This window comes from Cognatundibacterium aquatile, from assembly GCF_014699135.1.
Lineage (GTDB): Bacteria > Pseudomonadota > Gammaproteobacteria > Burkholderiales > Burkholderiaceae_D > Undibacterium > Undibacterium aquatile.
Window position 1 is genome coordinate 784,265 of sequence record NZ_JACOFT010000002.1, and the last position, 18,577, is coordinate 802,841.

General features: G+C 47.3%; 17 protein-coding genes. 4 read left to right on the forward strand and 13 right to left on the reverse strand.

The features are described 5' to 3' along the window. Window positions 1-5 precede the first annotated feature (5 nt). The 4 genes from leuD to aroC form a co-directional block, all read right to left on the reverse strand. Window positions 6-653, reverse strand: a complete 648-nt coding sequence (gene leuD / locus H8K26_RS08015) for a 3-isopropylmalate dehydratase small subunit (protein ID WP_190478634.1) — start codon at window positions 651-653, stop codon at window positions 6-8. 8 nt (window positions 654-661) lie between these two features. Continuing rightward, window positions 662-793, reverse strand: a complete 132-nt coding sequence (locus tag H8K26_RS08020; protein WP_186883672.1) for an entericidin A/B family lipoprotein — start codon at window positions 791-793, stop codon at window positions 662-664. A 21-nt stretch (window positions 794-814) separates the two neighbouring features. Beyond that, the gene (gene leuC, locus H8K26_RS08025) at window positions 815-2,218 is read right to left on the reverse strand and encodes a 3-isopropylmalate dehydratase large subunit (protein ID WP_186883673.1); all 1,404 of its coding nucleotides are present in this window, start codon (window positions 2,216-2,218) and stop codon (window positions 815-817) included. Window positions 2,219-2,620: 402 nt separating this feature from the next. Next, window positions 2,621-3,715: a chorismate synthase gene (gene aroC, locus H8K26_RS08030; protein ID WP_186883674.1), complete on the reverse strand. Its 1,095-nt coding sequence runs from the start codon at window positions 3,713-3,715 to the stop codon at window positions 2,621-2,623. A gap of 265 nt (window positions 3,716-3,980) precedes the next feature. Here aroC and H8K26_RS08035 point away from each other — a divergent pair, with 265 nt between their 5' ends. The 3 genes from H8K26_RS08035 to H8K26_RS08045 all read left to right on the forward strand — a co-directional run bounded on the left by H8K26_RS08035 (window position 3,981) and on the right by H8K26_RS08045 (window position 8,575). Next, window positions 3,981-6,230, forward strand: coding sequence for a bifunctional diguanylate cyclase/phosphodiesterase (locus H8K26_RS08035; protein WP_223826890.1), 2,250 nt, complete (start codon window positions 3,981-3,983; stop codon window positions 6,228-6,230). Between the two features lie 222 nt (window positions 6,231-6,452). Then, a complete protein-coding gene (locus H8K26_RS08040) occupies window positions 6,453-7,811 on the forward strand; it encodes a sensor histidine kinase (RefSeq protein WP_186883675.1) in 1,359 nt (452 codons plus the stop codon). Between the two features lie 8 nt (window positions 7,812-7,819). Continuing rightward, entirely contained in the window at window positions 7,820-8,575 is a 756-nt protein-coding gene (locus tag H8K26_RS08045; RefSeq protein ID WP_190478849.1) for a LytR/AlgR family response regulator transcription factor, read from the forward strand. A gap of 84 nt (window positions 8,576-8,659) precedes the next feature. Here the strand turns inward: H8K26_RS08045 and H8K26_RS08050 are convergent, their stop codons facing one another. The 7 genes from H8K26_RS08050 to rpsF all read right to left on the reverse strand — a co-directional run bounded on the left by H8K26_RS08050 (window position 8,660) and on the right by rpsF (window position 13,562). Then, the gene (locus H8K26_RS08050; RefSeq protein ID WP_186898498.1) at window positions 8,660-9,670 is read right to left on the reverse strand and encodes an inorganic phosphate transporter; all 1,011 of its coding nucleotides are present in this window, start codon (window positions 9,668-9,670) and stop codon (window positions 8,660-8,662) included. Window positions 9,671-9,782: 112 nt separating this feature from the next. After that, on the reverse strand, window positions 9,783-10,409 hold the full coding sequence (locus tag H8K26_RS08055) for a DUF47 domain-containing protein (protein WP_186883677.1): 627 nt from the start codon (window positions 10,407-10,409) through the stop codon (window positions 9,783-9,785). A gap of 123 nt (window positions 10,410-10,532) precedes the next feature. Next, window positions 10,533-11,921, reverse strand: coding sequence for a replicative DNA helicase (locus H8K26_RS08060; protein ID WP_370589963.1), 1,389 nt, complete (start codon window positions 11,919-11,921; stop codon window positions 10,533-10,535). A gap of 165 nt (window positions 11,922-12,086) precedes the next feature. Then, on the reverse strand, window positions 12,087-12,539 hold the full coding sequence (gene rplI / locus H8K26_RS08065) for a 50S ribosomal protein L9 (protein WP_186883679.1): 453 nt from the start codon (window positions 12,537-12,539) through the stop codon (window positions 12,087-12,089). Window positions 12,540-12,565: 26 nt separating this feature from the next. After that, entirely contained in the window at window positions 12,566-12,850 is a 285-nt protein-coding gene (rpsR, locus tag H8K26_RS08070) for a 30S ribosomal protein S18 (RefSeq protein ID WP_110252960.1), read from the reverse strand. A 9-nt stretch (window positions 12,851-12,859) separates the two neighbouring features. After that, window positions 12,860-13,159, reverse strand: a complete 300-nt coding sequence (gene priB, locus H8K26_RS08075; protein WP_190478637.1) for a primosomal replication protein N — start codon at window positions 13,157-13,159, stop codon at window positions 12,860-12,862. 34 nt (window positions 13,160-13,193) lie between these two features. Continuing rightward, window positions 13,194-13,562: a 30S ribosomal protein S6 gene (gene rpsF / locus H8K26_RS08080; RefSeq protein ID WP_186883681.1), complete on the reverse strand. Its 369-nt coding sequence runs from the start codon at window positions 13,560-13,562 to the stop codon at window positions 13,194-13,196. A 233-nt stretch (window positions 13,563-13,795) separates the two neighbouring features. On the opposite strand from rpsF, the gene lexA reads away from it, so the two are divergent. After that, complete coding sequence (lexA, locus tag H8K26_RS08085; RefSeq protein WP_190478640.1) at window positions 13,796-14,452, forward strand: transcriptional repressor LexA; 657 nt, start codon at window positions 13,796-13,798, stop codon at window positions 14,450-14,452. A 102-nt stretch (window positions 14,453-14,554) separates the two neighbouring features. Here the strand turns inward: lexA and lon are convergent, their stop codons facing one another. Beyond that, entirely contained in the window at window positions 14,555-16,960 is a 2,406-nt protein-coding gene (gene lon, locus H8K26_RS08090; protein ID WP_190478641.1) for an endopeptidase La, read from the reverse strand. 219 nt (window positions 16,961-17,179) lie between these two features. Then, a complete protein-coding gene (gene clpX, locus H8K26_RS08095) occupies window positions 17,180-18,445 on the reverse strand; it encodes an ATP-dependent Clp protease ATP-binding subunit ClpX (RefSeq protein ID WP_186898495.1) in 1,266 nt (421 codons plus the stop codon). Window positions 18,446-18,577: the final 132 nt, after the last annotated feature.

Here is an 18,577-nt window from a genome sequence, read left to right on the forward strand (position 1 = left end):
CTTTATTAAATCGTATTCGCCAACCACGGCTGCGCGGCGATGTGACGTTCTTCAAACGCACGAATTTTGTCTGCCTGACGCAATGTCAGACCAATATCATCCAAGCCATTGATCAGACAATATTTGCGGAAGGCATCAATTTCAAACGGATAACTGACGCTGCCGTTCGATGTCGTGACAATTTGCTTTTCAAGATCAATCACCAGACGGAAACCCGGAAAAGCTTTAACCTCGTTAAATAAATGATCGACCTGCGTCTCACTCAGAACAATAGGCAGCAGCCCATTTTTGTAGCAGTTATTGAAGAAAATATCGGCAAAACTCGGCGCGATAATTGCGCGAAAACCATATTGTTCCAACGCCCACGGCGCATGCTCCCGTGAAGAGCCGCAGCCAAAATTTTTGCGTGCCAGCAGGATCGAAGCGCCTTGATAGCGCGCCTGATTCAACACGAAATCCGGATTCAGCGGGCGAGCACTATTATCCATACCAGGCTCGCCATGATCCAGATAACGCCACTCATCAAACAGGTTCGGACCAAAGCCCGTACGCTGTATCGACTTCAGAAACTGCTTAGGAATGATGGCATCGGTATCTACATTCGCCCGATCCATAGGCGCTACGACGCCATCCAGTAAAGTAAATTTATCCATATAACGGCTTATTTTTTCCCTGCGCCTTCAACAACCTCACCGGCTTTTTTGACATCTTTACCGATACCCTGCACGGTATTGCAAGCGGACAAAGTCAATACACAAGCCACACAAGACAAAATAAAGAAGATTTTTTTCATGATGATTCCTTTTGCAAATGTTTATGACAAGCGACGTACGTCAACAAAATGACCTTCAATTCCTGCAGCAGCAGCCATCGCCGGAGACACAAGATGAGTGCGCCCACCCTGCCCCTGACGCCCCTCAAAATTACGATTGGATGTAGATGCACAGCGTTCGCCCGGTTCCAGGCGGTCTGCATTCATCGCCAGGCACATAGAGCAACCTGGCTCACGCCATTCAAAACCGGCATCACGGAAAATTTTATCCAGACCTTCGCGCTCCGCCTGCTCTTTGACCAGACCAGAGCCCGGTACAACCAAGGCCAACTTCACGTTTGAGGCGCGGAATTTGCCACGCACTACGGCAGCGGCGGCACGCAAATCCTCAATCCGCGAATTCGTACACGAACCGATAAAAACCTTGTCGATGCGAATGTCAGCAATGGCCGTATTTGGTTTCAATTCCATATAAGCCAGCGCTTTTTCAATCGCATCGCGCTTGACCGCATCTCTTTCCTGATCCGGATCGGGAACGCGGCTATCAATCGCAACCACCATTTCCGGCGAAGTACCCCAGGTTACCTGCGGCTTGATTTCTGCCGCATTCAAGGTCACCACCAGATCAAACTTTGCGCCCGCATCTGAATGTAAGGTTTTCCAGTATTCAACGGCACGATCCCAGTGCGGACCAACCGGTGAGAATGGACGACCTTTCACATAATCAATCGTGGTCTGATCGACCGCCACCATACCGGCGCGCGCACCTGCCTCAATCGCCATATTGCAAACAGTCATCCGACCTTCCATCGATAAGCTGCGTATCGTCGAGCCAGCAAATTCAATTGCGTAACCAGTACCACCAGCGGTGCCTATTTTGCCGATAATCGCCAGCACCACATCTTTTGCAGTCACGCCGGCAGGCAATGCACCATCCACTTGCACTAGCATGGCTTTGGATTTTTTTGCAATCAGGGTTTGTGTTGCGAGTACGTGCTCGACTTCGGAAGTGCCGATACCGTGCGCCAGACAGGCAAATGCGCCGTGCGTCGAGGTGTGAGAATCACCACAAACGACCGTCATACCAGGCAAAGTGGCGCCTTGTTCAGGGCCGATAACGTGGACGATGCCCTGACGCTTATCCGCCATACTGAAATACGTCAGACCATATTGTTTCGCATTTTTATCCAGCGTTTCGACTTGCAAACGGGACGTCGGGTCATCAATGCCATTGATGCGATTCGTGGTCGGCACATTGTGATCGGCGACCACCAGATTTGCTGCATTACGCCAAGGCTGGCGACCGGCGATCTTTAAGCCTTCAAACGCCTGCGGGCTCGTGACTTCGTGTAGCAAATGACGGTCGATATACAGAATGGCTGTGCCGTCGTCTTCGGAGTGAACTACATGAGATTCCCACAATTTGTCGTAAAGCGTTTTGAGCATAATCTGAAGCCTGAAGAAGTCGTGATGAATTTGAACCGCGAAACCGCATTGGGTCTGTTTTTTGCATTTGATTATGCCACAATTGTGCTATGCAAAACCACGCTGAAAGCCAAAAATGGAATTCCAAATCAGTAGAAAAGTCTGAAATTTAAAAAAATTCCCGAATTTTCATCTGCATGAAAAGGAATTTTCACAGAATAACCAATATTTATTCCGTCACGAATAAAACGGCAAGGGAGTAGAAACGAGGGTGACAGCACCCGTAGGAAGCCCAAATATACTCCCCCCAGTATATCCAGAGACCCAGTCTTTACGCGGAGATAAAGGCAAAAAGACCGGATACTCCCCAAAATACTAAATTTGCGGTGACTTTAAGGCAGGCTGTGAGAATGCCTGCTTGATTTAACGTGCAAAAAAGTCCGGACTGACCACATCACCACATTGCGCCCGGTGACGCAGCGCATGATCCATCAGCACCAAGGCCAGCATCGCTTCGGCAATTGGCGTCGCGCGGATACCGACACAGGGGTCATGCCGCCCGAAAGTTTCCACCATCACAGGTTTGCCGTCTTTATCAATCGACTGGCGCGGGGTACGAATTGATGAGGTCGGCTTAATCGCTATCGACACCGTAATATCTTGCCCGGTAGAGATGCCGCCCAGAATTCCGCCAGCATTGTTACCGACAAAACCTTGCGGTGTGATTTCATCGCCATGCACAGAACCACGCTGTGCAACCGATTGAAAACCAGCGCCGATTTCCACCCCTTTCACCGCATTAATCCCCATCATGGCAAACGCAATATCGGCATCGAGCTTGTCGTAAATAGGCTCACCCAGTCCCACCGGCACGTTGGTCGCCACCACATCGATTTTCGCTCCGATGGAGTCGCCATCTTTACGCAGGTCGTCCATGTAGTTTTCCAATTGCGTAATCAATGCGGCGTCGGCAGTCGGCGCGAAAAAAGGATTTTCTGCCGCGTGTTCCCAGGCCTGAAAAGGGATCGCAATCTCGCCTAGCTGGCTCATGCCGCCTTTAAATTCCGTACCGAATTTTTGCTTCAGCCACTTTTTTGCAATCGCCGCGGCACCAACCACCGGCGCCGTCAGACGTGCCGACGAACGGCCACCGCCACGCGGATCACGAATACCATATTTGCTCCAGTAGGTGAAATCGGCATGCCCGGGACGGAAGGTTTCAGTGATATTGCCATAATCTTTGCTGCGCTGATCCTGATTACGAATCAGCAATGCGATCGGTGTTCCGGTTGTTTTCCCCTGATAAACGCCGGACAGTATCTCTACCGTGTCAGGCTCCTGGCGCTGAGTAACGTGGCGGGATGTTCCGGGTTTGCGACGATCCAGTTCAGGCTGAATATCGGCCTCAGACAAATCCATACCAGGCGGGCATCCGTCAATCACACAACCGATCGCAGGACCATGAGATTCACCAAATGTAGTGACAGTAAACAGCGTTCCAAAAGTGTTGCCAGACATAATATTTTGCGAGAGAAGTTAAAAACAGAATTTAAATCATTCTAACAGCTTAATGCGGGCTTGCCGCCCGTGTACGCACCACATCCGCGCTTGCTTTGCACTGAAAAGCAGGCATTTGATGTTTTCCACACCAATAATGCTTTTTTATTGATAAAGAAAAGGCCGGAGGCTTGGCTTAGGTGATTTTTAATGTCATAGTTCGAGCAGAAGACAAAATCACGCAATCTGAGTATAAAGATATGCAACGCATGGAGCCGCATTTCCGATGATTTCACCGACTCACCCTGCCGAAGATAACCTGATTTTCCTTGATGAACACGATCAGGAGCCATCCCCGGCAGAACCTAAAGCGCGCTCCAGCTGGAGGATCATGATCATCGACGATGATCCTGACGTCCATTCAGCAACAACGTTCGCGCTTGGCAGCCTAGAAATACAGCACAGACCGTTGAGTTTTCTCCATGCCTATTCAGCCTCGGAAGCGCGGGCCATACTGGAGACAGAATCCGATATCGCCATCATTTTGCTCGACGTCGTGATGGAGCAGGAAGATGCAGGCTTGCAACTCGTTAATTACATCCGCAAATCACTGAAACTGAGCGATGTCCGTATTATTCTGAGAACCGGGCAACCTGGCTATGCTCCTGAGATCGATGCGATCCGGGATTACGATATCAACGATTACAAAACCAAGTCTGAACTGACCCGCACCAAGCTTTATACAGCAGTGACATCGGCCATCCGCTCGTACGAGCAGATCTGCGACATCAACGCCAGCCGGCACGGACTTGAGAATGTTATCAATGCCAGCACTGAATTAATGGCACTGCATGGATTGTCACATTTTGCCGAGGGTGTACTCACGCAGATCAATCATTTACTGGGCATCAGTGCAGAGGGTTTTATCTGCGCCCGGCAAAACCCGCTCGTTAAAGACGAGCACGCCAATGATCTGCACATCGTCGCCGCCACAAAAGCTTTTTCTGACCTGCTGGAACAACCGATTTCGGCGATCAGGCAAACCAAAGCGATCGACGTCATCACAAAATCGCTCGCGGAAGGACAAAGCATATACGGCAATGATGCGACCGTACTCCGGTTCAATAATCCGGCCAGAAAAGACTTTACGCTGTACCTTGAAAACGGCTTGCGTCTGAATGAAATGGATAAGCGACTCCTGGAAGTATTTTGCAGCAATGTTTCAGTAGGACTGGACAATGTGGTACTAACGTCGCGCCTGCACAATTACGCCTTCTACGATGTGCTGACAGGTCTGTCTAATCGCTTAAAATTGCTCCAGACACTCAATGAAATTATTGCCTCGCCGCTCAAAAATCACAGCACGCTGTCGCTGATCGATATTGATCATTTCGCCGAAACCAACGATGCGCTGGGCCATCATTTCGGAGATCTGCTGCTGTACTCCGTTGCGCAGCGTCTGAGCAATCATTTCGGTTGTGAATGTAAGTTAGCCAGAGTCGGCAGTGACACGTTCGCTCTGGTCGGCGACCAAAAACTGGTTTGCCCTGAAAATATTCTGGCGCTATTTACCAAGCCGTTTGACGTTGATAATCAGGAAGTGCAACTTTCCGCCACAATCGGCTTGATTAAACTTGATGAATACGATGGCGACGGCTCTGAGGCATTAAAAGACACCAACATCGCACTGAAACGTGCAAAGACGCATCAGCGCGGCGGTTACGAATATTTCACCAGAAGTATGGGGGTTGAAATTCGTGAACGCGTACTTTTAATGCATGCTTTGCGCGCCGCATTTGAGCATCAACGCTTATTTGTCGTTTATCAACCGCAGATCGATATACGAAGCGGCAAAATTCTTGGCGCCGAAGCTTTGTTACGCTGGAGAACGGATGATGGGAAGTTTATCCCTCCCGATCAATTTATCCCGATTGCAGAATATTCTGGCCTGATTGTCGATATCGGCGAATGGGTGCTGCGCAGCGCCTGCCATGAACTAGTGTACCTGCGTGGCTTGGGCTATACCGAATTCCAAATGGCAGTCAACGTTTCTCAGGTACAGTTCTCTCACCCTCTGTTCCTGCAAACACTCAACAAAGCGCTTGAAGACACCAAAGCGCCGCCACAATTCGTCGAACTTGAAATCACCGAGTCAATGGCGATGAAAGATCCTGAGTTGCTGATTAAAACGCTGCGTCAGATTAAGCAACTTGGCGTCAGTATTTCAATTGATGATTTCGGTACAGGATTCTCGTCATTAAGCCACTTACAAAAACTCGATATCGATAAACTTAAAATCGACAGAGCCTTTGTCAATGACATTCAGGAAAACGCGAGCGAAGGCAGCATCGCAAAAATGATCGTTCAGCTCGGTCAGAATCTTGGTCTGGCTGTCATTGCTGAGGGCGTGGAAAATCAGATGCAGGCGGATACCTTACTGTCTTACGGCTGCAATCTGGCGCAGGGCTATTTTTACGCAAAGCCGCTGACGCGCGGCGATCTTCACGCATGGCTGGAAAACAGACCATCGCACTGAGCATTCTGGCGCCAAACTCACATAGAAACACCAGGAAAGACGACACACAACACAGTCGTGTCGTCTTTTTTTCATTCTGCCCCCCGTTTCTGACGGACTATCGCATACCGATGGCGTGTTGGCGTCATTTTTGTCAAAGTCTGACCATCAACAAGAAAACGCCTCTGCATTGAAATACATGTGGGGCGCAACGGCACAGAGCAACAGACAGGGAGATCATCCATGAATCCAACAACGACACAAACCATTAAAGACCTGATCAGCGAATTCAGTAACTGGCTGAGTAAGCGTTTCGATCAGACTGCGGCATGGGTAACCAAATTATCCTGGTGGAAGTTTTTACTGTTCGCCGCTATCACCATGCTCGCAGGAGCAATACTGCAAGACATGCTGTTTACGTCGGAAGAAAGTGTTGTCGTCACAAAAAACGTTCCATCAAAAAAAGCAAACAAAAAAGCCCAGGTCATTGACAACGATACCAGCATAGAAATCGACGACACCGGGATCCGCATCCGCAAGGCCAATTCGAATGGCAAAGGTAAGCAAATCGAAATTGATGAGAATGGCATCCGCACAAAAAGTGATATCGATTTAACGTCGGGCGCTAACACATCACCGACGCCCGAGGCTCCGGGCGCTCCTGCCACCGCGGCCACGCCTGCAACACCCGCAGTACCAGCAACACCGGCAACACCTGCTGTAACTGAGAAAACAAGCCCGACGACAGAAGATATACACATAAAACTTCCGCCCGAAGTCGCCAAAGAAATCAGTGAAGATATCAATAATGCAGTGGCAGATGCGGCCGATGAAGAGGTGCGCAGCTACAAAAAAACATCATCGAAATGGTTTGTTAATTTTGTTCTGCTTCTGGTATTCGGGCTTTTCGGCATGAAAATACTGATGGGCGGCAAAGTCAGAGCTGAAGAAAAAGCGGAAGAAGCCGGTCTCGCAGCAGAAAGAGAATCCTTACTGCGTCAGGTCAGCGAAGCCAAGATGCAAATGATGCAGGCACAGGTAGAGCCACATTTTCTGTTCAACACACTGGCGTCTGTCGAGCACTTGATTGAAACCGACCCACCTCGCGCAGCAGCGATGCAACGCAGTCTGATCAGCTATCTGCGTGCTGTCTTGCCGCAGATGCGCGAGAACGCATCCACGACGAATCTGGGACGCGAAGCTGACATGATCAAAGCTTATCTCGATCTGCTGAAAATGCGGATGGAGGAAAGACTCAACGTCGACTTTGTTATGCCGGAAGGCTTACGCAGCGCATCTTTCCCTCCGATGATGCTGCAATCACTGGTAGAAAATGCGATTAAACATGGTCTCGAATGTAAAGCCGAAGGTGGCACAATTAAATTCAGAGTCGAGGTCGCTCACAACAAGTTGCGCGTTTCCGTCACCGATGATGGCCTGGGATTTGGTGCAATGCCAAGCAACGGAACAGGACTTGGCCTGCAAAATATACGTGAACGCCTGAAACTGATTTACAAAGAAAAAGGACAAATGATCATTACACCGAATCAACCCAGCGGCGTTTGCGTTACCATAGAAATTCCTTACGAATTAGCCAATTAATAATCATGATGCCAACCGCAATCCTTGCAGATGATGAACGACTGATGCGCGAGCAGTTAAGGTCACGCCTTGAACAAGTGTGGCCAGAACTGCAAATTCTGGACGAAGCAAAAAATGGAGAAGAAGCAATACAACTGGTTGAAAAACACCAGCCTGATCTGATTTTCCTCGACATACGAATGCCAATCAAAACAGGACTTGAGGCGGCAAAGGAAATCGGCAACAAAGCTCACGTCGTATTCATTACCGCCTACGATCAGTACGCGATTCAGGCCTTTGATCATGGCGCGGTAGACTACGTATTGAAGCCAGCAGATGTGGCGCGGCTCAGTAAAACCGTAGAGCGCCTGAAATCACGCTTAAAGGCTCATGATCAGCCGGCAGACATGAGCAATATGTTGTCGCAACTGGCGAAACAGATGGGCATGTCGAAACCCAACTACCTGCAATGGATACAAGCATCCATCGGACAAGAGTTGCGCTTAATTCCGGTTGAAGAAATACTCTTTTTTCAGTCAGACGAAAAATACACCCGGGTACAAACGGCAAATTATGAAGCCCTGATCCGTAAACCCGTCCGTGATTTATCGGAAGAACTGGATCCGGCTTTATTCTGGCAAATCCACCGTTCAACACTGGTCAATGCAAAAGCAATTTCCGGCGTAGTCAGAGACTTGCGCGGCCGCCACCTGGTACAAGTCAAAGGTTTGACAGAAAAACTGGAAGTCAGCAGAAGCTTCGTCCACTTATTTAAACAGATGTAAAAAATCTACACAGATTCACCATCATCAATAAAAAAGCGCCAGATTGACTGGCGCTTTTTTTATATCGTTGAATACCAACGTCCATTATAAGATTTTCGTTCCTACCCACCACGCAACCGAAGCGACAAAAGCCGACGCCGGGATAGTTAACACCCACGCCCATACGATGTTGCCGGCAACACCCCAGCGCACGGCGGACATTTTTTGCGCAGAACCAACACCGACAATCGCCCCCGTAATTGTATGCGTCGTCGAAACAGGGATACCCAGCGCTGTCGCAATAAATAAGGTAATCGCACCACCAGTCTCTGCGCAAAAACCGCCAACTGGTTTGAGCTTGGTAATTTTCTGCCCCATCGTTTTTACAATACGCCAGCCACCAAATAAGGTGCCAAGACCGATCGCGGTATAACAGGACAAAATGACCCACCATGGCGGCATAACATCATGTGTGCTTGAATATCCACCGGCAATCAGCAACATCCAGATGATGCCCATAGTTTTCTGTGCGTCGTTACCACCATGCCCAAGGCTATACATAGAAGCGGAGATCAATTGCAAACGCCGGAACCATTTATCGACTTTCATCGGCGTTGAACGAACAAACAGCCAAGACACCAGCAACATCATCAGAGAGCCGAGTATGAATCCGAGTAACGGCGAAACAATGATAAAAGCGATCGTTTTAATCAATCCGGCCGACACCAATGCGGTCGTACCTGACTTAGCAACTGCCGCGCCAACCAAACCACCGATCAGCGCATGTGATGAAGAGGACGGAATACCAAAATACCAGGTCACCAGATTCCAGAACACCGCTCCTACCAGTGCGCCAAAAATAACATAATGATCAATTGCCCAGGGCTGTATCGTTCCTTTGCCAATCGTAGCCGCCACCGTCAACGGAAACACAGTCACAGCCAGAACATTGAAGAACGCAGCCATCGCCACCGCCTGATGAGGCTTTAATACTCCGGTAGAAACAACGGTCGCGATCGCATTGGCAGCGTCGTGAAAGCCGTTCATAAAATCAAATAGCAATGCCAGCACAACCAAAGCTGCGACGACATAAATGCTGATTTGTAAAGTCTGCATGAAATTTACTCTGCTTTATACAGCTCCCGATTCTCCGGGAGCCAGGTTATTCATTTGAGAGAGTGAAGTAGACAGACCCAGCTCAGAATACTGGCCGGGTCAATATCTGCTGTTAAGCGTTTTCGACGATGATGCCTTCGATAATATTCGCGACATCTTCACAACGATCGGTAACAGTTTCCAGAATTTCGTAAATTGCTTTCAATTTAATCAGATTGCGAACATCCGGCTCATCGCGGAACAGCTTCGACATCGCAGCACGCATTACGTGATCAGCATCGGATTCCAGACGATCAATCTCTTCACAAATCGTCAGAATCTCGCGTGAATTATTCATGTTATGTAACAAGGCAACGGCCGCTTTAACCTTTTCCGCACAGGCCAGGCACAACTCAGCCAGTCGCTTTGCTTCAGGTGTAATTTCACGGATATCGTAGAGCGAAATGGTCTGCGCAGCGTCTTCCTGCAAATCAAGTATGTCATCCATACGCGTAATCAGCTTATGAATATCATCGCGATCAAGTGGCGTAATAAACGTTTTATGCAGCAACTCTATTGTATTGTGAGTCACTGTATCTGCTTGCTTTTCGATGCTCTCGATCGCATGCACCCTGCTTTCAAGATCATCAAAATTGGTCATCAAGGCAAGCATTTCTTTTGATCCTTTAACACACAGATCTGCATGCTGATTAAATAATTCAAAGAATTTGCCTTCCGTAGGCATCAGGCGTCCAAACATTTTTTTCTCACTGAAATTTGAAACAAATTGGAATATTTTTGTCAGGGCACAAGTTGATTACACCTGACAAACTGAAGAAAGACATTTAGTGAAATGTACTCACTGGGTAAAAATTATTCTGCATTACTCATTATCGCCATACACCGACAACGAACCGACGTAATTATCAAACTTGGTATATTCACCAAGGAAAGTCAGTCGCACGCTGCCAATTGGACCGTTACGCTGCTTACCGATAATAATTTCGGCAGTACCTTTATCAGGAGAGTCAGGGTTGTAAACCTGATCCCGGTAAATAAACATAATCACGTCGGCATCCTGTTCAATCGCTCCCGACTCGCGCAAATCTGACATCACAGGCCGCTTATTCGGGCGCTGCTCCAGCGAACGATTTAACTGAGAAAGTGCAATGACCGGGCAATTTAACTCTTTTGCGAGACCTTTAAGATTTCGTGAAATTTCTGAAATTTCGGTTGCCCTGTTTTCACCCGCAGAATTCGCCGACATCAACTGCAGGTAATCGACGATAATCAAACCAAGCTTGCCACACTGACGGGCCAAACGTCGCGAACGCGCACGCAATTCGATAGAACTCAGCGCCGGAGTTTCATCTATGTATAACTGCGCGTCATTCATTTTTTGAATGGCATGCGTCAACCGAGGCCAATCTTCGTCGCTCAACTTACCCACGCGCAAACGGCTCTGATCCAGTCGCCCAACAGAACCAAGCATACGCATCGCTAACTGTGCGCCGCCCATCTCCATTGAAAACACCGCCACCGGCAGGCCACTGTCAATTGCGACGTTTTCGCCGATATTGAGTGAAAACGCTGTTTTACCCATAGATGGACGACCAGCAACGATAATCAGATCGCCTGGCTGCAAACCAGAAGTCATCTTATCCAGATCAACGAATCCAGTTGGAACACCGGTGATATCGTTCTGGTTATCACGGTTGTATAACTCATCGATACGTTCTACAACCTGCGTCAACAAAGGCTGAATTGCCTGAAAACCCTGCGCTCCACGCGCGCCCTCTTCAGCAATCGCAAAAATTTTGGATTCTGCCTCATCCAGCATTTGCTTGACTTCCTTGCCCTGAGGGTTGAAAGCACTGCCAGCAATTTCATCTGAAACCGTGATCAGTTTGCGCAACACACCACGATCGCGGACAATTTCAGCGTAGCGGCGAATATTTGCAGCCGAAGGCGTGTTTTGCGCCAGCGCATTCAGGTAAGTCAAACCACCTGCATCTTCGGCCTTTCCCATGCCATTCAAGGCCTCGTAAACAGTAATGACGTCTGCTGGCCTTGAAGAATTAATCAGTTTTACAATGCACTGAAAAATAATTCTGTGATCATAACGATAAAAATCTTCCTCGCCGATAAAGTCGGCAATACGATCCCAAGCGGCGTTATCGAGCAAGAGGCCACCAAGGACAGATTGCTCTGCCTCAATGGAATGGGGGGGGACGCGAATCGCATCAAGTTGTGGATCAGTAGCGGCTTTCATGGCGCGCATTATACCTGCTAAATCAAATTACAAATAACGACTAAAGGCGACAAAGTACGGTGTGAACAATAAACATCAATAAACAAAATTGTTTATATAATTTTACGCTTACCATAAAAAAAGCCGGGGAAACCCCGGCTTTTTTTATATCTAGCTGACAGCTAATTATGCGTGTTCACCAACAACTGATACATTCACGTTAACTACAACGTCAGTATGCAGTGCAACGGAAACAGCGTGATCACCTGCCGTTTTCAACGGACCTTGCGGCAAGCGAACTTGTGCTTTTTCAACAGTGAAACCAACTTTAGCCAACGCTTCAGCGATGTCAAAATTAGTTACTGAGCCGAACAAACGACCGTCAACACCAGATTTTTGTGAAATCTGAACTGTAGAACCTTCCAGTTTCTCGCCTTGAGCCTGAGCTACAGCCAATTTTGCTGCTGCTGCTTTTTCCAGCTCAGCACGTTTCGCTTCAAATTCAGCGATTGCTGCTGCAGTCGCACGGCGAGCCATGCGTTGTGGAATCAAAAAGTTACGTGCATAACCATCTTTAACACGAACTACATCACCAAGATTGCCGAGATTAACGACTTTATCCATCAGAATAACTTGCATATTTTTCTCCTAATACCTGTCGTCAATTACGCTGTGTGCAGATCAGTGTAAGGCAACAACGCTAAGTAGCGTGCGCGCTTGATCGCTGTATCAACTTGACGTTGGTACAGTGCTTTTGTACCAGTCAGACGTGCAGGCATAATTTTGCCGTTTTCTTGCACGAAATCTTTCAATGTGTCGATATCTTTGTAATCAACTTTTTCTACATGTGCTGCTGTGAAGCGGCAGAATTTTTTGCGTTTGAACAAAGGGTTTTGTTGTTGACGCTTTTGCTTCAATTTGCTTTTATCAAATTTTTTACCGAATGCCATTTGTGGCTCCTAATCTAGTAAATTTGCCCGTATTCCATTGATATGAAATACCAGACTTTTGCTGTTGCGATTTTTGCGTGCTAAAAAACCCGTGAATGCAATCTGAACATCTAAAGGTAGTTCGGAGAATTTTACTGAAATCTCACCTGCAGCTTGTGCGGAAATTTCAAATTCGACCAATCGCCCTGTTCCGGCTTCCACCTGCTGCGAACTGTGCATCAATATTGCTGATGCTATTGGTATCCCAGCTGGCGTGTAACGTATCGCTGATTTCTCTATGATACGCGCCATTACTGTCAGTTGATTCACTGTTTTTTATACGACCTTTTTCAAATCAAATGAATTAAGCAGCTGGTGCTTCAACGCGCTGTGCTTTAGCCGCGTCTTCTTTTTGAACAGCTTTCATCATTGGAGATGGTGCTGTTTCAGCTTTTTTCATTTTGACTGTCAGGTGACGCAGAACGGCATCATTGAATTTGAATGCTGTTTCCAGCTCAAGCAATGTTTCTGCATCGCACTCAATGTTCATGCAAACATAATGTGCTTTAGCCAATTTTTGAATCATGTAAGCCAATTGACGACGGCCCCAGTCTTCAACGCGGTGAACCTGACCACCACGTGCAACAACGCTAGCTTTGTAACGTTCGATCATTGCAGGAACTTGCTCGCTTTGATCGGGATGTACAATAAATACGATTTCATAATGACGCATATATTCTCCTTGTGGACAATAAAAATAGCCTGCCTCGGCGTCAAGACGAGTGCAGGAAGAGGAAAGCCGACGATCATAACGCACTTTTCCATTTTATTCAATCAATTCAGTACAGAGCCAATCCGATGGCACTAGATTGCACATAGCCACAAAATTTCCTTGCACTTCGCAACGCACTGTATAAAAATACAGACTGTTTTTATATACAGCGTAATGATCTACGTTCACACAAAATGCTTAAGCTGACAGCCCGACAAGAGCAGATCCTGAATTTAATCAAAGATGCCATTCAAAATACAGGCTTCCCGCCGACCCGCGCTGAAATAGCGGCGGAGCTGGGATTTCGCTCGACCAATGCAGCGGAAGAGCACCTGCAGGCACTCGCAAGAAAGGGCGTGATTGAAATAGCACCCGGAACATCGCGCGGCATACGCCTGCTGGAGTCAGAATTATCAAGTCACATCACAGGTCAACAACTGGCGTCATCGCAATCTGCTTTTTCACAGATAAACCTGCCACTGATCGGGCGGGTTGCGGCCGGATCGCCAATACTCGCATCAGAACACATTGAAACCAGCTACCAAGTAGACCCTGCACTATTTTCTGCCAAGCCGGATTTTCTTCTCAAGGTTCGCGGCATGTCTATGCGTGACGCAGGCATACTCGATGGCGACCTGTTAGCAGTAAAGAAGACTGATACTGCAAGAAATGGGCAAATTATTGTTGCCAGGCTTGGCGATGATGTGACTGTCAAGCGGTATAAAAAAACCGGAAATTCTGTTGAATTAATTCCTGAGAATCCTGACTACTCAATTATCAAAGTAAATGAAAACGAAGAAGATTTCTCACTGGAAGGACTGGCTGTCGGACTGATGCGAAATTGGATCTGATGCTAAGAAAATCAAACGAAAATATATTGCTATCAATGACGCTTAGATAAAATCCAAATAAAAAACGCCCGAAAATTCGGGCGTTTTTTTATCCATACAACATTAGTGCTTCACAACAGCAAGATCAGCGGAAGGCTCATTTGATCCAGCAGCAACGGGAATTTCCGCATCAACCAAAGGCTGCGGCTGACGCTCCAAAGCGATTTCCAATACCTTGTCTATCCAACGCACCGGGATAATTTCCAGTTTGTTTTTTACATTGTCCGGGATTTCAGCCAGATCCTTTGCGTTCTCCTCCGGAATTAAAACAGTTTTAATTCCGCCGCGATGCGCTGCCAGCAACTTCTCTTTCAAACCACCAATTGGCAATACCTCGCCGCGCAAAGTGATCTCACCTGTCATCGCAACATCTGCCCGCACAGGAATCCCGGTGAACACAGATACCAAAGCAGTCGTCATTGCAATGCCAGCAGAAGGACCGTCTTTAGGTGTCGCCCCTTCAGGTACGTGAATGTGAATATCACTCTTCTCAAAGACATCAGCCTTAATGCCCAAGCGCTGAGCCCGGCTACGCACAACTGTGCGGGCAGCTTCGATCGACTCCTTCATAACATCACCTAAGGTTCCAGTGCGGATAACGCCACCTTTACCGGGCATAGAAACAGCCTCGATAGTCAAGAGATCGCCACCAACTTCCGTCCATGCCAGACCAACTACCTGACCAATTTGATTATCCTTGACCGCAACGCCAAAATCGTATCGGCGTACACCCAAATATTTATCCAGATTTTTGGAGGTAATCGTCGCTTTTTTCTCACTCTTCTTCAGCAAAAGCATTTTGACGACTTTACGACATATTTTGGAAATTTCGCGCTCCAGCGAACGAACACCAGCCTCCCTTGTGTAATAGCGGATAATATCTCTGATCGCACTTTCTGCGACAGTGATTTCCGTTTCTTTCAGGCCGTTATTTTTAATTTGCTTTTGCAACAAATAGCGCTGAGCAATGCTGGTTTTTTCATCCTCTGTGTAACCAGAAAGACGAATCACTTCCATCCTATCAAGTAAAGCAGGCGGAATATTGTACGAGTTAGACGTCGCGACAAACATCACGTCAGACAAATCAAAATCGACTTCAATGTAGTGATCCGAAAACGTATGATTTTGTTCAGGATCAAGCACCTCCAGCAATGCGGACGAAGGATCGCCACGGAAATCCGCCCCCATTTTATCGACTTCATCCAACAAAAAAAGAGGATTTCGAACACCAACCTTGGCCAGGCTCTGCAAAATTTTGCCAGGCATGGAGCCAATGTAAGTGCGACGATGTCCACGAATCTCTGCCTCGTCACGCACACCACCAAGCGCCATGCGAACGAACTTGCGATTTGTTGCCCGGGCAATCGACTGACCGAGAGACGTTTTACCGACACCCGGAGGGCCGACCAGACACAGAATCGGAGCTTTTAACTTATCCACACGTTGCTGAACAGCAAGATACTCGAGAATGCGCTCTTTAACCTTATCTAAACCGTAATGCTCATCCTCCAGAACCTTCTCAGCATTCGTCAGATCATTATTTACTTTGGATTTTTTCTTCCAAGGCAAACCAACAATAGTATCAATATAATTTCTGACTACTGTTGCCTCTGCAGACATCGGTGACATCATTTTGAGTTTTTTCAACTCATTAAGAGCCTTGTCGCGAGCTTCTTTCGGCATTTTGGCAGCAATGATTTTTTTCTCAAGTTCATCGATATCTGCACCCTCTTCGCCTTCGCCCAGCTCTTTCTGAATCGCTTTCACTTGTTCGTTCAGATAGTACTCACGCTGCGATTTCTCCATCTGACGCTTCACGCGACCACGGATACGTTTTTCCACCTGCAAGATATCGAGCTCACCTTCAAGTTGCCCAAGCAGGTGCTCAAGCCTTTTGGCTACACTGAAAATTTCCAGGATCACTTGCTTTTGCTCCAATTTCAGAGGTAAGTGTGCCGCAATGGTATCAGCAAGACGACCGGCGTCGTCAATACCAGAGAGAGAGGCAAGAATTTCAGGCGGGATTTTTTTGTTCAGTTTTACGTATTGATCAAACTGTTGAACAATTGCACGGCGCATCGCTTCAACTTCGGAATCATCTTCCTCAACTGCTGCAACTGGCGTCACTTCAGCACTGAAGTGTGACTCAGAATCATGAATCTGGTGAATGCGGGCACGCTGCGCCCCTTCAACCAATACTTTTACTGTGCCATCAGGCAACTTCAACATTTGCAAAATATTGGCTATACAACCAATTTCATAAATATCGTCAGCCGAAGGCTCGTCCTTCGCAGCGGCTTTTTGAGCAGCAAGCATAATGCTTTTACCCTGCTCCATCGCAGCCTCCAAAGCCTTAATGGACTTTGGGCGCCCCACAAACAGTGGAATAACCATATGGGGAAATACAACCACGTCACGTAATGGCAGCAGCGGCAGTTGAATTTGCTCGGTAATTGAAGTAGTTGTCATGGCGCACCTTTCATAAATACTAGTTGGTAATGTTGGCGCACAAGGCTAAAACACAAGCCCATTATCAGAAAAAACAATAAAAAAGCTACGCAGAGAGCTCCTCCGGGTAGCTTTACGGCTGAAGCCATGTTTTTTCCTACTTCATTCTACTTCGATTAAAAAAAATGCGGTGAATAACCATAAAAAAAAGGGGATATATCCCCTTTTTTTTGCAAAAACTCAAGCTCCGGACACTTTGGCTTGCTCGTGATAAATAAGCAAAGGCTTAGCACCGTTAGTGATAGTCCCCTCATCAATCACCACTTTTTCAACATTTTGATGGCTAGGCAGATCGTACATAATATCCAACAATGCATGCTCTAGTATCGATCTCAAACCACGCGCACCAGTTTTACGGGCAATCGCTTTTTTTGCAATTGCCTGCAAAGCAGCCGGGCGTATTTCAAGCTCAGTGCCTTCCATTTCCAGCAGTTTTGCATATTGCTTAATCAGCGCATTTTTTGGCTCAACCAGGATCTGAATCAATGCCGCCTCGTCAAGTTCGTTAAGCGTTGCAATAACAGGCAAACGACCAACCAACTCAGGAATCAAACCGAACTTAATCAAATCTTGCGGCTCCGCATCCTGCATCATCTGACTTGCGCTCTTTTCCGTCTGACTTTTAACGCTGGCTGAAAAACCAATACTGCTACGCTCTGATCTGTCTGAAATAATCTTTGCCAAACCATCAAAAGCACCGCCACAAATAAACATGATATTCGTGGTATCAATCTGAATGAAGTCTTGATTTGGATGCTTGCGACCACCTTGTGGAGGCACCGATGCCATCGTTCCCTCGATCAGCTTCAGCAGAGCTTGCTGCACGCCTTCACCAGACACATCACGTGTGATCGAGGGATTGTCAGATTTACGGGAAATCTTATCAATCTCATCGATATAGACGATGCCCTTCTGAGCGCGTTCGACTTCATAATTGCAGTTCTGCAGCAATTTTTGAATGATATTCTCCACGTCCTCACCAACATAACCCGCCTCGGTCAAGGTCGTCGCGTCTGCGATCACAAACGGTACATTCAACATGCGAGCAAGCGTCTGCGCCAGCAACGTTTTACCTGAACCGGTAGGACCAACCAGCAAAATATTACTCTTGGCGAGCTCTACATCATCCTTTTTACCCAGATGCTTCAGACGCTTGTAATGATTGTAGACAGCGACTGCCAGAATACGCTTCGCGTTTGGCTGACCAATCACATACTGGTCCAATAAATCGGTAATTTCCTGGGGAGTTGGCAGCTCAGTTTTCGCGCTCGCTATATTGTCAATTTCAGAAACTTCATCGCGAATAATGTCATTGCACAAGTCTATGCACTCATCGCAAATAAAGACCGAAGGCCCTGCAATCAGCTTCTTAACCTCATGTTGACTCTTTCCGCAGAATGAGCAGTAGAGCAGTTTTTCACCGCTGGAGGATTTTTTATCGGGCATGGTACGAATATGAGAAAAACAAAATAAATATAAATCGGAACGAAGAGCATATTACCTGCAAAAACAGTTTTCGTCATTGCATGCACAAGATCCGGAAGTACCTGAGAAATCGAATAATTTAGAAAATAAATA

Excerpts from the sequence above, each read along its gene's own strand:
- leuD (WP_190478634.1), bottom strand. The coding sequence starts at position 653 with ATGGATAAATTTACTTTACTGGATGGCGTCGTAGCGCCTATGGATCGG.
- H8K26_RS08020 (WP_186883672.1), bottom strand. The coding sequence starts at position 793 with ATGAAAAAAATCTTCTTTATTTTGTCTTGTGTGGCTTGTGTATTGACT.
- leuC (WP_186883673.1), bottom strand. The coding sequence starts at position 2,218 with ATGCTCAAAACGCTTTACGACAAATTGTGGGAATCTCATGTAGTTCAC.
- aroC (WP_186883674.1), bottom strand. The coding sequence starts at position 3,715 with ATGTCTGGCAACACTTTTGGAACGCTGTTTACTGTCACTACATTTGGT.
- H8K26_RS08035 (WP_223826890.1), top strand. The coding sequence starts at position 3,981 with ATGATTTCACCGACTCACCCTGCCGAAGATAACCTGATTTTCCTTGAT.
- H8K26_RS08040 (WP_186883675.1), top strand. The coding sequence starts at position 6,453 with ATGAATCCAACAACGACACAAACCATTAAAGACCTGATCAGCGAATTC.
- H8K26_RS08045 (WP_190478849.1), top strand. The coding sequence starts at position 7,820 with ATGCCAACCGCAATCCTTGCAGATGATGAACGACTGATGCGCGAGCAG.
- H8K26_RS08050 (WP_186898498.1), bottom strand. The coding sequence starts at position 9,670 with ATGCAGACTTTACAAATCAGCATTTATGTCGTCGCAGCTTTGGTTGTG.
- H8K26_RS08055 (WP_186883677.1), bottom strand. The coding sequence starts at position 10,409 with ATGTTTGGACGCCTGATGCCTACGGAAGGCAAATTCTTTGAATTATTT.
- H8K26_RS08060 (WP_370589963.1), bottom strand. The coding sequence starts at position 11,921 with ATGAAAGCCGCTACTGATCCACAACTTGATGCGATTCGCGTCCCCCCC.
- rplI (WP_186883679.1), bottom strand. The coding sequence starts at position 12,539 with ATGCAAGTTATTCTGATGGATAAAGTCGTTAATCTCGGCAATCTTGGT.
- rpsR (WP_110252960.1), bottom strand. The coding sequence starts at position 12,850 with ATGGCATTCGGTAAAAAATTTGATAAAAGCAAATTGAAGCAAAAGCGT.
- rpsF (WP_186883681.1), bottom strand. The coding sequence starts at position 13,562 with ATGCGTCATTATGAAATCGTATTTATTGTACATCCCGATCAAAGCGAG.
- lexA (WP_190478640.1), top strand. The coding sequence starts at position 13,796 with ATGCTTAAGCTGACAGCCCGACAAGAGCAGATCCTGAATTTAATCAAA.
- lon (WP_190478641.1), bottom strand. The coding sequence starts at position 16,960 with ATGACAACTACTTCAATTACCGAGCAAATTCAACTGCCGCTGCTGCCA.
- clpX (WP_186898495.1), bottom strand. The coding sequence starts at position 18,445 with ATGCCCGATAAAAAATCCTCCAGCGGTGAAAAACTGCTCTACTGCTCA.